The sequence below is a fragment of the Bradyrhizobium iriomotense genome, assembly GCF_018130765.1.
Lineage (GTDB): Bacteria > Pseudomonadota > Alphaproteobacteria > Rhizobiales > Xanthobacteraceae > Bradyrhizobium > Bradyrhizobium iriomotense_A.
This window is the reverse complement of sequence record NZ_JAFCJZ010000013.1, coordinates 204,570-216,774: the sequence shown is the minus strand read 5'-3', so window position 1 is coordinate 216,774 and position 12,205 is coordinate 204,570. Positions and strand designations below refer to the sequence as shown.

General features: G+C 65.3%; 13 protein-coding genes and 1 riboswitch. Of the genes, 3 read left to right on the top strand and 10 right to left on the bottom strand.

The features are described 5' to 3' along the window. Nucleotides 1-58 precede the first annotated feature (58 nt). From thiS to JQ635_RS22860, 3 genes are all read right to left on the bottom strand, one after another. Nucleotides 59-256 carry a sulfur carrier protein ThiS gene (gene thiS / locus JQ635_RS22870; protein WP_211412020.1) on the bottom strand — a complete coding sequence of 66 codons (198 nt, stop codon included), beginning with the start codon at nt 254-256 and terminating at the stop codon, nt 59-61. Then, nucleotides 247-1,272: an FAD-dependent oxidoreductase gene (locus JQ635_RS22865; RefSeq protein ID WP_211412019.1), complete on the bottom strand. Its 1,026-nt coding sequence runs from the start codon at nt 1,270-1,272 to the stop codon at nt 247-249. Before JQ635_RS22865 ends, thiS begins: the two co-directional genes overlap by 10 nt. Beyond that, nucleotides 1,260-1,388: riboswitch (TPP riboswitch) on the bottom strand. Its footprint overlaps the gene before it by 13 nt. Before the next feature lie 199 nt (nt 1,389-1,587). Continuing rightward, the gene (locus tag JQ635_RS22860) at nt 1,588-2,118 is read right to left on the bottom strand and encodes a lytic transglycosylase domain-containing protein (protein ID WP_211412017.1); all 531 of its coding nucleotides are present in this window, start codon (nt 2,116-2,118) and stop codon (nt 1,588-1,590) included. A 230-nt stretch (nt 2,119-2,348) separates the two neighbouring features. Here JQ635_RS22860 and JQ635_RS22855 point away from each other — a divergent pair, with 230 nt between their 5' ends. Beyond that, nucleotides 2,349-2,549 carry a hypothetical protein gene (locus JQ635_RS22855; RefSeq protein WP_211412016.1) on the top strand — a complete coding sequence of 67 codons (201 nt, stop codon included), beginning with the start codon at nt 2,349-2,351 and terminating at the stop codon, nt 2,547-2,549. Nucleotides 2,550-2,638: 89 nt separating this feature from the next. Here JQ635_RS22855 and JQ635_RS22850 read toward each other — a convergent pair whose 3' ends face one another. Together JQ635_RS22850 and JQ635_RS22845 are read right to left on the bottom strand one after the other, a co-directional pair. Further along, nucleotides 2,639-3,967: an ATP-binding protein gene (locus tag JQ635_RS22850; RefSeq protein ID WP_211412015.1), complete on the bottom strand. Its 1,329-nt coding sequence runs from the start codon at nt 3,965-3,967 to the stop codon at nt 2,639-2,641. 13 nt (nt 3,968-3,980) lie between these two features. Then, the gene (locus JQ635_RS22845) at nt 3,981-4,721 is read right to left on the bottom strand and encodes a response regulator (RefSeq protein ID WP_211412014.1); all 741 of its coding nucleotides are present in this window, start codon (nt 4,719-4,721) and stop codon (nt 3,981-3,983) included. 180 nt (nt 4,722-4,901) lie between these two features. Between JQ635_RS22845 and JQ635_RS22840 the strand changes: the two genes are divergently transcribed. Together JQ635_RS22840 and JQ635_RS22835 are read left to right on the top strand one after the other, a co-directional pair. Further along, nucleotides 4,902-5,465, top strand: coding sequence for a hypothetical protein (locus JQ635_RS22840; protein WP_211412013.1), 564 nt, complete (start codon nt 4,902-4,904; stop codon nt 5,463-5,465). A 238-nt stretch (nt 5,466-5,703) separates the two neighbouring features. Then, nucleotides 5,704-6,234, top strand: coding sequence for a PRC-barrel domain-containing protein (locus JQ635_RS22835; protein ID WP_211412012.1), 531 nt, complete (start codon nt 5,704-5,706; stop codon nt 6,232-6,234). 106 nt (nt 6,235-6,340) lie between these two features. On the opposite strand, the gene JQ635_RS22830 is transcribed toward JQ635_RS22835, so the two are convergent. From JQ635_RS22830 to JQ635_RS22810, 5 genes are all read right to left on the bottom strand, one after another. After that, nucleotides 6,341-7,552: an ABC transporter substrate-binding protein gene (locus JQ635_RS22830; RefSeq protein WP_211412011.1), complete on the bottom strand. Its 1,212-nt coding sequence runs from the start codon at nt 7,550-7,552 to the stop codon at nt 6,341-6,343. Nucleotides 7,553-7,846: 294 nt separating this feature from the next. Beyond that, nucleotides 7,847-8,677: an ABC transporter permease gene (locus JQ635_RS22825; RefSeq protein ID WP_211412010.1), complete on the bottom strand. Its 831-nt coding sequence runs from the start codon at nt 8,675-8,677 to the stop codon at nt 7,847-7,849. After that, entirely contained in the window at nt 8,674-9,936 is a 1,263-nt protein-coding gene (locus JQ635_RS22820) for an ABC transporter permease (RefSeq protein ID WP_211412009.1), read from the bottom strand. Before JQ635_RS22820 ends, JQ635_RS22825 begins: the two co-directional genes overlap by 4 nt. 22 nt (nt 9,937-9,958) lie before the next feature. Then, the gene (locus JQ635_RS22815; protein ID WP_211412008.1) at nt 9,959-11,017 is read right to left on the bottom strand and encodes an ABC transporter substrate-binding protein; all 1,059 of its coding nucleotides are present in this window, start codon (nt 11,015-11,017) and stop codon (nt 9,959-9,961) included. A 42-nt stretch (nt 11,018-11,059) separates the two neighbouring features. Continuing rightward, nucleotides 11,060-12,169, bottom strand: coding sequence for an ABC transporter ATP-binding protein (locus JQ635_RS22810; RefSeq protein WP_211412007.1), 1,110 nt, complete (start codon nt 12,167-12,169; stop codon nt 11,060-11,062). Nucleotides 12,170-12,205 lie beyond the last annotated feature (36 nt).

The window sequence follows — 12,205 nt, the reverse complement described above, 5'->3', positions numbered from 1 at the left end:
GTAGTGGTTATGGGTCCCGGCCTTCGCCGGGACGACGTGGAGAGAGCGTGCCATTCCATCACCCTCCCTGCCGCGGCGTGATGATCTCGATCTCGTCGCCGGCCTTCAGGCTCGTCTCGGCCCAGCGGCTTTTCGGCACGACGTCGTAGTTGAGCGCGATCGCGAAATGCGTGCCTTCGTAGTCGAGCTCGGTGAGCAGCGCATCGACGCTGGCCGAATTGATCTCGCGCTGCTCGCCGTTGACGGTCACAAGCATTGCATCACCTCGTTGTCGATCTGGCCGCGCTGGACATAGGCAAGCGTCAGCTCGGCGAGTGCCGGCGCGATCAGGAAGCCGTGGCGGTAGAGGCCGTTGACGGCGATGGTCTCGCCGCGGATGCCGATGCGCGGCAGATTGTCGGGGTAAGCGGGGCGCAGGCCCGAGCCGAACTCGAGGATGCGGGCTTCGCCGAAGGCGGGGTGCACCGTGTAGGCCGCGCCCAAGAGCTCCAGCGCCGAGCGCACGCTGACGCCGGTGTCCTCGGCCTCGATCGAGGTCGCGCCCAGCATGAACAGGTTCTGCTCGCGCGGAATCACGTAGAGCGGCCAGCGCGGATGGATCAGCCGCACCGGGCGCGACAGCTGCACCTCGCTGGTCTCGATCAGGATCATCTCGCCCTTGACGCCGCGCAAGTCAGGCTGCTCCTCGCGCGCGGAAAGGCCGCGGCAGTCGATCACGATGCCCCTGGGATCAAGGTTTGCGAGATCCTTTGCGGTGACGTCGCTGTCGAACTTGATGGTGCCGCCGGCGGCAAGGATGCGCTCATGCAGCTTCGGCAGCACGCGGCGCGGCTCGACATGGCCCTCGGTCGGGAAGAACAGCGCATCGCGAAAACGTCCCTCCAGCGACGGCTCGAGCTCGGCGAGAGCGGCGGCATCGAGCCGGCGGTGGCCTTCGGTCATGCGGGCAAAGCGCTCGAAATCGTTGCGCTCGCGCGGATGGGCGACGACGAGCGAGCCGTTGAAGGGGGTGTCGGGCAGCTCGCGCCGCCAGATGTCGAGGGAGCGCAAGCCCAGCCTTGAGATGATGGGTTCGGCGACCTCCGCCTCGCAATAGGGCGCCAGCATGCCGCCGGCCCAATGGCTGGTGGAATCGGTCATTCCGGCGTCACCGCGCTCGTGTAGCGTCACGGTGTGGCCGGCCTGCGCGAACAACAGCGCCTGCCAGGCGCCGGCAATGCCTGCGCCGATGATATTTACCGGTGAGTCCGGTCGCTTGGTGGTCTGCAACATCCCTGTCCCTTCGCCGGCATGACCCGGATCAGGTTCAAAGGGTCACCGCGGTCCTGGGCGGTATTGCCCATTTAGCGGTATCTCAGCTCCTCCTCGGAGCACCCCTCGGAACGGGTCTAATGTATGCCAGGGAGGCGGGGTGGTCAACGCGTGTTGCCGGGAACCCCACGGTCCGTGCCCCGGACGCGACGCATCGCGCCGCCCTTCGCGGCGTGATGCGTCGCAGAGCCGGGGCCCATTTTTGCGTGGCTGGCATGGGTCCCGGTTCGGCACTGCGGCACTACGCGCCGCAGTGCGCCCGGGACACGAGAGTTGCTATTTCAGCGCCTGCGCCCGCGCATTGCGCACGTGCTGGGCGAGCTTCTTATGCGGCGCGCCGAACATCGGCTGCGGGTTGCCGTTCGGCTCGAGCCAGGTCTCGCTCGCATTGGCGACCTGCGTGGCCTCCTGACGCTGCCGCTTTGCAACGTAGTAATAGCCGCCCGCGAAATAACGCACAGCTCGTGCGTGGTCGCCGTTGGCGGCGCGATAGGCGCCGGCGAGGTACTTCACCGCATAGGTGAGATTGGTGTTGGGATCGCGCAGACCGGCGGCATCGCCGGTGTAGCCGACGCCGCGCGCGGTCGCGAGCTTGATCTGCATCAGCCCGATGGTGCCGCCGTGGCCGATGAGGCGGGGCTGGTAGCGGCTTTCGCGCATGATGACGCGATGCACCAGCGCCTCCGGCACGCCGTTGGCGCGCGCATGCATCGCAACCATCTCGGCATATTCGGCTTCGCCCGCGAATGCGGCCTGCGTCATCATCAGCCCTGCCGCAGCGAGCACGGCAATACGCAAAATTTTCATCGAAATATTCCTCGGCAGAACGGACCTGCACCCTTGCGGTTTAGGCCGTGGGAACACGGCGATGATGTGGCGAAATGCCACCCGCGGCGATTTTCGCCGGCCCGTCGCTTTTACGACTTAAACCTAGGTTAAGTTCAGAGCTGGCGGAGTGCCTTACGCGACAGCGGGTCTGTCCATTCGCGCATTCGCCCAAAAAGTGCGATTCAAAACCAGCACTCGGGAGGACGTCCATGACCCCAGCAGACATCGACGACATTCCCAAGCAGAACCCTTGTGCACAATGTGGCACACCGATCCCGTTCCCGGACTGGATCGAGCCGGGCGAAGGCCGCGTTTCCTATCTCTGGAAGTGCCAGGCCTGCGGCTACCGCTTCGAGGCGGTCGCGATCTTCGATGAGCACGCGATCCAGCATCCGCCGCTCGCTGCCTGACTTGCTGGCTTAAGGGCGCATGATCTCCGCGCAAACGCGTTCTGCGTTTGTCGCGAGGGAAACCGCTGCACACTTTTCCGGATCATGCGCTAGGCCGCGAGCCGCGGAGCCTGCCACACCGGCAATTGCATCCGCACGATCAGCCCGTGCGGCTCGCGGTCGTGCAGCGACAGCTCGCCGCCATGGGCGACCGCGATCGCGCGCGCGATCGACAGGCCGAGGCCGAAGCCGGTGGACTCGTCCATGGTGCGCGCGTCGTCGCCGCGCACGAACGGCTCCAGCATCTCCTGCTTGCGCGCATCCGAAATGCCGGGGCCGTCATCCTCGACGTCGATGACGAGCTTGGTGCCCGCTATGTCGAGGCGGATCGTGACCTCGGCGCCGAAGCGCACCGCGTTCTCGACGAGATTGGTGACGCCGCGATGCAGATCGTCGGGCCGCGCTGCGGCGGTCGCCGATACCGGCCCCTCATAGTGCACGACGTGGCCCATGTCGCCGAACTGGTCGGCGACAAGCTGCAGCGTGCTGGCGATATCGACCAGGGTCACCGCCTCGATCTTGCGGTCGTTGCGCAAAAGCGAGAGCACGCTTTCCAGCATCGAGCGCATCTGGTCGAGATCGATCAGCATGCGCTTGCGGTTGCCCTCGTCCTCGATGAACTCGGCGCGCAGGCGCAGCCGCGTGATCGGCGTGCGCAGATCGTGGCTGATCGCGGCCAGCATCCGCGTGCGATCCGACATCAGCCGCGCGATCCGCTCGTGCATGCGGTTGAGCGCGCGCGCCACCGAGCGGATCTCTTCCGGCCCGCGCTCGGGCAGCGGCTCCGCCCCGCCGTCCAGGCTGAAATTCTCGGCGGCCTTGGCGAAGGACGACAGCGGCGCGGCCAGCGCGTAGGCGGCCCAGAGACCGAGCGTGGTGACGCTGATCAGCACGAACAGCAGCGTCATCATCCAAGGCCCGCCCCAGAACCGCGATCCGTGCGGCGACGGCTCGACGCGGCCGGCAACCATGGTGCCGTCGGGCAGTTCGACCGCGATCCGATGTTGGCCGCCCTGCGGCGCAAGCGCGAGCACCTTGTAATGATGGCCGAGATGCCGGCGCACATTGTGCAGGTGCTGGCCCTCGCTGTCGCCGCCGGCGGCAACGGTGCCGGGCGCGAGCAGCTCGATCCCGGCCTTCGGAAACGCGCGGGCGAGATCGGCGAGGATCCGCGGCCGCTCGCTCGCCTCGGCCCCGTTGAGCAGCAGGGCTGCGTCCGCGAGCTGATGCGCGCTGTCGGGCGGCGGATCGGCGCGATCCGGCCGGCTCACCAGGAAGCTCACGGTGAGGATCAGATGCAGCGCGACGATCGAGGCCACCACCAGCGCGGCGATCTGTCCGCCGATGCTCTTGAGGTGGAAGAAGCGGAACGGCGTCATGACAGCCGTTCCCTCAGCTGCTCAGGGGAGCCGCAACCGCCTCGGTTCGTGGCGTGAACAGATAGCCGCCGGAACGCACCGTCTTGATGATGGTGGGATCGGCCGGATTGGGCTCGATCTTGCGGCGGATGCGGCTGACCAGCACGTCGATGGAGCGCTCGAACGAGCCGGTGTTACGGCCCTGCGTGAGGTCGAGCAGGCTGTCGCGCGACAGCACGCGGCCGGGCCGCTCGCAGAACGTGCGGAGCAGGTCGAATTCGGCGCTGGTCACCGCGACGCGCGCGCCTTCCGGATTGCGCAGCTCGCGCAGGCGCAGATCGATGCGCCAGCCCTCGAAGGCGAGCGTGCTCGCGCCTTCGATCGAGCTTGCCGCCTGCGCGGCCGCCTGGCGGCGCAGCACCGCGTTGATGCGGGCGAGCAGCTCGCGCGGGTTGAACGGTTTCGGCAGGTAGTCGTCCGCGCCCATCTCGAGGCCGACGATGCGGTCGACGTCCTCGCCGCGTGCGGTCAGCATGATGATCGGCGTCTGCGCCTCCGAACGCACCTTGCGGCAGAGGCTGAGGCCGTCCTCGCCCGGCAGCATGACGTCGAGGATGATGAGGTCGATGCGGTGATCGGCCATGGCGCGCGACATCTCGCGGCCGTCGCTCACGGCGGTGACGTTGCAGGCGTTGTTGCGCAGGTACTTCGCAATCAACGTCCGGGTTTCGCGGTCGTCCTCGACGACCAGGATGTTGGGATTGGGAATGGCCATGCGCTTTGTTTGTCCAAGATTCGGGCCAAATGGCGAAGATTTTTGTTTCAGATTGTTTCCGCAGGCCTGTACGCAACATGGGGACACGCCCGGGCAGGGAAGCGGCAAGGTCTCGTTAAGGCCGTTAACCATACCGTGGCGGGATCACACAAGAAACCCCGCAAAATCCACGGAGCCATCATGACCTCGATTTCGGCGGCATCCGCCGGTAGCTACCAGTCGCCCTTGCAGCGGCTGCAGCAGGAATTGCAATCGGAAGTTTCCGCCGGCACGATCTCGTCGTCGGACCAGTCCGCGCTCTCGACGGCGCTGACCGACATCGACACCGCGCTCCAGCAGAGCCGGTCGAGCGACCAGTCGAGCGGCACGCGTCCCTCCAAGGAGGACATGCAGTCGAAGATCGACGATCTCATTTCCAGCGAAGTGTCGAACGGGACGCTGACCTCGGACCAGGCCGAAGAGCTCAAGGGCGTGTTTCAGTCCGCCTTCGCGAACGGTCCCGGCGGTGCGGGCGGTGCCGGCGGGCCGCCGCCCGGCCCGCCACCGGACGACAGCTCTTCGGATTCATCGTCGACGGACTCGACGAGCAGCAGCAGCTCGACGGACCAGACCACGGCCGAGATCCTCCAGCAGTTCCTGCAGGCGCTGCAGCAGTCGCAATCGTCGAGCTCGTCCTACGGCGCGAGCGGCAGCTCATCGAGCAGCTCGAATTTCTCCGCGCTCCTGATCGACTTCAAGAGCTGACTTCAAGAGCTGACCTCGCGCGACGCGGGTCGGCGCGTTCCCCGCCGCGATCAAGCTTCACCCAGGGCGCATGATCGTCGGCGGGGAACCGCGCATCGGGGACGTTTCCTGCGTGACGCCGGAACTTTCCTCGCAATGCAGCGCCATCATTGCGCGGCGAAATTGCCGCATCTTTAGGAACCGCGTGTGTTCAGCGCTGTTCTCTCCTCACGAGTTTGCTGCTGAAGGAGAGGACAACATGCTGATGAAATCGATCGCTGCCGGCCTCGCCGGCACCGCACTGCTTGCAACCGTTGCGTTCGCGCAAAACCCGACGGCCACCACCGACAAGGCAGCGCCTGCAGCCACCGCGACAACGACGACCACCGCGGCGTCGGGTGAGTGGCGCGCCTCGAAGATGTCGGGCCTGAAGATCTACAACGAAGCCAACGAGAACATCGGCTCGATCAACGATCTGCTGATGGATAAGAGCGGAGCCATCAAGATCGCCGTGATCGGCGTCGGCGGCTTCCTCGGCATGGGCGAGCATCTGGTCGCCGTGCCCTACGAGAAGTTGAAGTTCGTCAACGAGGCCGTGGCCTATAGCGGCGCCGGCACGAGCCCGGGTGCCAAGCCCGGCGCGACCACGACGACGGGCGCTGCGACCGGCACCGACAAGCCTGCGGCGACCACGATGTCGTCCGCGTCGAAGTGGTATCCGGACCACGCCGTGTTCAATGCCAGCAAGGACGAGCTCAAGAACATGCCCGAGTTCAAGTATTCGGAGTAATGGGCTTCTGATCGGCTGAACGAAGCGCGCCTGGTTTTCACCGGGCGCGCTGTCGTGTCTTGCTTCTTTCACCTCGCCCCGCTTGCGGGGAGAGGGAGAAGACTTTCTAGTGCGTCACCAGCGGGCAGCCGCCCTTGTCGAGCGGACGGAACGCTTCGTCGCCGGGCACGGTGGCGATCAGCTTGTAGAGGTCCCACTCGCCCTTGGACTCCTCGGGCTTCTTCACCTCGAACAGATACATGTCGTGGACCATACGGCCGTCGATGCGGATCTTGCCGTTCTTTGCAAAGAAGTCGTTGACCGGCGTCGCGCGCATCTGTGCCATCACCTTCGGGGCCTCGTCGGTCTTGATGGCCTCGATCGCCTTCAGATAGTGCATGGTCGCCGAATAGAGGCCGGCCTGGATCATGGTCGGCATGTGCCCGACCTTCTCGTTGAAGCGCTTGGAGAAGGCGCGCGTCTCCTCGTTCATGTCCCAGTAGAACGCGTCGGTGACGATCAGGCCCTGCGTCGCCTTGATGCCGAGCGAGTGCGTGTCGGTGATCTCCTGCAGCAGCGCGATCATCTTCTGGCCGCCCTGCGTCAGGCCGAACTCGGCGGCCTGCTTCAGAGCGTTGGTGGTGTCGCCGCCGGCGTTGGCCAGCGCGACCACCTTGGCCTTGGAGGCCTGGGCCTGCAGCAGGAACGAGGAGAAGTCCGACGAGTTGAGGGGATGACGGACCTCGCCGAGCACCTTGCCGCCGCTCTCCTTGACGACGTTGGCGGCGTCGCGCTGCAGCGCCATGCCGAAGGCGTAGTCGGCGGTGACGAAGAACCAGGTATCCTCGCCGCGTTTGACCATTGCCTTGCCGGCGACGTTCGACAGCGCATAGGTATCGTAGGTCCAGTGCACCGTGTTGGGTGAGCAGGCGGGGCCCGTGATGTCGGAGGAGCCGCCGCCGGAATTGATGTTGATCCTGTTCTTCTCGCGCGTCAGCGCCGAGATCGGCAACGCCACCGACGACGTCGGCACGTCGAAGATCGCGTCGACCTTGTCGTTGTCGTACCAGTTGCGGGCAATGTTGACGCCGACGTCGGGCTTGTTCTGGTGATCGGCGGCGACCACCTGCACAGGCTTGCCGGCGACCTTGGCGCCGTAATCGGCAACCGCCATCTCGACGGCGGCGAGCGAGCCCTTGCCGGTCGCATCCGCATAGAGGCTCGACATGTCCGTGAGCACGCCGATCTTGACGACATCGTCCGAGATCTGCGCCTGCGCGGTGCCGGACGTGACGGCGAGCGCGAGACCGGCCGCGACGGCGGCAATGAGTTTTTGCATCTTGTTTCTCCCTGTGTGTTGTTGTTCGGGCGTTGTTGCAGGGACTGTTGTAGCGGCAATCGGTCGCGGCAGCTAAGCGGAGCGCGCCATAGCGGAATGCAAAATCAGAAGGGGCGAGCGGTGTTCCCCTCTCCCCTTGTGGGAGAGGGTGGCTCGCCGCGATAGCGGCGAGACGGGTGAGGGGTTTCTCTCCGCGCTCGCTTCTCTTACTTCTGAATTCGCGGAGGCAACCCCTCATCCGGCGCTTCGCGCCACCTTCTCCCACAAGGGGAGAAGGAAGAAAAAGAGGGCCGGTCAGCCGCCGCCGGCCTTGAGCCGTTCGTTGCGCCGGCGCAGGCCCTCCAGCGTCGCGAGGAGGATGACCGACACCGTCGTCAGGATGACCGCCGCTGCCGTGATGGTCGGGCTGATGTTCTCGCGGATGCCGCTGAACATCTCGCGCGGCAGGGTGCGCTGCTCGGGACCTGCCATGAACAGCACGATCACCACCTCATCGAAGCTGGTCGCGAAGGCGAACAGCGCACCTGAGGCGAGGCCCGGCAGGATCAGCGGCAGGATCACGCGGCGGAACGCTTGCAGCGGCGAGGCGCCGAGCGAGGCGGCGGCGCGTGCCAGATTAGTGTCGAAGCTCTGCAGCGTCGCGCCGACCGTGATCACCACGAAGGGCGTCGCCAGCGCGGTGTGGGCCAGGATCAGGCCGAGATAGCTGCCGGTCAGGCCGATCGGCGCGAAGAAGAAATACAGGCCCACCGCGGTGATGACACCGGGTACGACGACCGGCGACAGCACGAAAGCCAGCACGAGCGGTTTGAACCGGCTCTTCCACTGCGCCAGCCCCAGCGCGGCCAGCGTGCCAAGCACCATCGACAGCAGTGTCGAGGCGACGCCGATGATCATGCTGTTCTTCAGCGAATTCATCCAGCGCGGCGAATTGATGAAGTCGTCATACCAGCGCAAGGAGAGCCCCGGCAGCGGATAGGTCAGGTACGAGCCCGAGCTGAAGGACAGCGGCATGATCGCAAGGATTGGCGCGATTAGGAAGATGAACACCAGCGTGGAGATGACGATGGTCGCGGTCCACGCGATGCGCTGGCTGGGTGTGCGGAGGGAGGAATTGTCGCTCAATTCTTCATCCCTCCCGTGACCTGCTGGCCCTGCACCAGCTTGCCGTAGACGAGGGCGAGCAGAACGGTGGCCAGCAGCAGCACCGCACCCAGCGCCGAAGCAAGGCCCCAATTGGCCGTCTCGGTCGTGTAGAGCGCGATGAAGTAGCTGATCATCTGGTCGGCGGCGCCGCCGACGAGTGCGGGGGTGATGTAGTAGCCGAGTGCCAGGATGAAGACGAGCAGGCTTCCGGCGCCGATACCGGGCAGGGTCTGCGGCAGGTAGATCCGCAGGAAGGCGGTGAGGGGTGGCGCACCGAGCGAAGCGGCGGCACGCATGTAAGCAGGCGAGATCGCCTTCATGCTGCTGTACAGCGGCAGAATCATGAACGGCAGCAGCACGTGGGTCATGGCCACGCAGACACCGAAGCGGTTGTAGATCAGGCGCAACGGCTCGTCGATGATGCCAAGCCAGTGTAGGCTGTCATTGACGACGCCCTTGCTCTGCAACAGCACGATCCAGGCGCAGGTGCGGACCAGAAGCGACGTCCAGAACGGCAGCAGGACGAAGATCATCAGCAGGTTCGACCGGCCCGGCGGCAGCGTCGCCAGCAAATACGCGACCGGAAAACCGAGGATCAGGCAGAGGGCCGTGACACCGAGGCTGATGAGGAAGGTGCGGGCGAAAATGTCGCGGTAGATGGCTTGATCCGACGGTGCCGCGACGATCGCGCCGTCCGCGTTCCGCGTCAGGTCGAGCGCCGCCAACAGGTAGAAGCCGGTCACCGGGCCGCTGGCGTCCTTGATGGTCGTCCAGGTGGCGCGCTCGCGCCAGGCCGGATTGATCTTGCCCAGCGTCTCCTTTGCCGTGCCGGGCTCCGGCACCGCCTTCAGATTGCGTGCCGTGCTGGTCAGGATCGTGCGAAAACCGTTCAGTGCGTAGTTGAGCCGCTTGGCCGCAATCGCAACGGTGCCGGAGGCGCGCGCCGCCAGGATGTCGCTTGCCAGCGCCGCATAGGCCTTTTCGTCCGGCAGGTCCTTGCCGTCCCAATCGGCGAGAGCCGCGATGGTTTGCGGCAGAACCTGGCGCACCTCCCTGTCATCGACCGCGCGCCACAGCATGCCGGCGATGGGACCGGCGAAGGTGAAGAGCAGGAAGACGAGAAGCGGTGCTACCAGCGCCAATGCCTTGACCTGGCGTGCCCGCTCCGCACGCCTCAATCGGCGCTTGAGCGGCACCTCGGTCTGCGCATTGGCGCCGGGTAAGAGCGCATCCGTCATGGGTCGAGCCTTGCGGGGCGCGTTATTTCGCGGCCCATTTGTTGAAGCGCTCGGTCAGGCGGTCGATGTTCTCGAGCCAGAAGGCGACGTTGATCTCGACCGCGTTCTTGATGTTGTCAGGCGCCGTCGGCAGGTCCTTCAGGACCGCGGGCGCGAGCCGGCCGGCTGCGTCCTTGTTCGACGTGCCATAGGCAATGTTCTCCGACAGCTTTGACTGGTTCTCCGCCTTGCCTGCGAAGTCGAGGAACTTGTAGGCCGCGTCCTTGTTCGGGCTGCCCTTCAGGATCACCCAGCTGTCGAGCGTGAAGAGCGCGCCGTCCCACACCATGCCAAAGTTCTTCTTCTCGTTCTTGTTCGCGGTGTCGATGCGGCCGTTGTAGACCGAGGTCATCGTGACCTCGCCGGAAGCGAGCAATTGCGGCGGCTGGGCGCCGGCCTTCCACCACACGATGTCGCCCTTGATGGTGTCCAACTTCTTGAACGCGCGGTCGACACCCTCGTCGGTTGCCAGCACCTTGTAGACGTCCTTCGGCGCGACGCCGTCGGCCATCAGCGCAATCTCCAGCGTGGTCTTGGGGCCCTGACGCAAGGCGCGCTTGCCGGGAATCTTCTTGGTATCGAAGAAGTCGGCCCAGCCGCTCGGGGCCTCTTTCAGCTTGTCCTTGTCGTAGCCGAGCACGAAATCGTAGAGGATGGCGCCGACGCCGCAAGGATTGACCGACGGCGCGATATAGGCGGCCTCGCCGCCGATCTTGGAATAATCCAGCTTCTCGAACAGGCCTTCCTCGCAGCCGACCGCCAGTTCGTCGCTCTCGACCTGGACGACGTCCCAGGTGGCGGCACCTCCCTGCACCTTGGCGCGCAACACGCCGACGCCGCCGTCCCAGGATTCATCGTTCATGGCAGCGCCGGACGCCTTCTTGAACGGCTCGAAATAAACCTTCTTCTGGGCATCCTGATACGCGCCGCCCCACGACACGACGGTGAGGTCACGCGCCTCTGCGACCGTGGCCAGCGCAGCGCTGGCGCCCAGTGCTGCGGCGAAACCCAGAGCGATCTTGCCAATCTTGCGCTTCAGCATGGTCCTTGTTCCTTCTTCATCTGCGTTCTGTTGATCGTTGCATCATACGGGATCGAGGGCCAAGCAATCCTCGGGCCGGAAGGTGATGGTCACGCCTTCGCCATGTGTGAGGCTGTGATGCGCTCCCGGTTGAAGCTTGACCATGAACTCCCCGTTGCCGGCGACCTCGAGCACGGCCAGCGCGTGGTCGCCGAGATAGATGGTGTTCTGCACTTTTGCCGGCAGCCGGTTCGGTCCTTCGCTGGAAGTGCCATCCGGAACAATCGCGACACGCTCGGGCCGCACCGACAGCGAGGTCGATGCGCCCGCGCCTGAGACATTGACCGCCCGTGCGGTCACGGCGCCGCCATTGGCCAGCGCGACGCGGCAAAAGTCCTTGTCGATCGTCTCGACGGTGCCGGCCAGCACATTGTTCTCGCCGATGAAATGGGCGACAAAGCTGTTGACCGGATGCTCGTACAGCGCGTCCGGCCTGTCGATCTGCTGCACGATGCCGTCGTTGAACACGGCGATGCGGTCCGACATGGTGAGCGCTTCGCTCTGATCGTGGGTGACGTAGACGATGGTGATGCCCATCGTCTCGTGCAGCTGCTTGATCTCCAGCTGCATCTGCTCCCGCAGGCGCTTGTCGAGGGCGCCCAGGGGCTCGTCCATCAGCACGAGTTGCGGATTGAAGACCAGCGCACGGGCGAGCGCCACGCGCTGCTGCTGACCGCCGGAGAGCTGCCCGGGCCGCCGCTGCGCCATGGCTTCCATCTTGATCATGCGCAGCGCCGCGCTGACGCGCTCCTGCACGTCCGCCTTGCTCGTGTTGCGAACGGAAAGCGGGAAGGCGATATTTTCCGCGATCGTCAGGTGCGGAAACAGGGCGTAGTTCTGGAACACCATGCCGATGTCGCGCCTGTGCGGCGGCACGTTCTTGATCGGCCGGTCGGCGAGGTAGATCTCGCCCTGGGTCGGAACCTCGAAGCCGGCCAGCATCATCAGCGTGGTCGTCTTGCCCGAGCCCGACGGGCCGAGCAGGGTGATGAACTCGCCCTTCCTGATGTCGAGATCGAGGTTCTTCACCACGAGGTGCTCGCCATCATAGGTCTTCTGAATGCCGGAAAAGCGCACCAATGCCGGCGCAGGCGTGACCATGCCGGCTTCCATGTTGTCCTCGCGTTGTCCCCTACAGTGCCGTGTGAG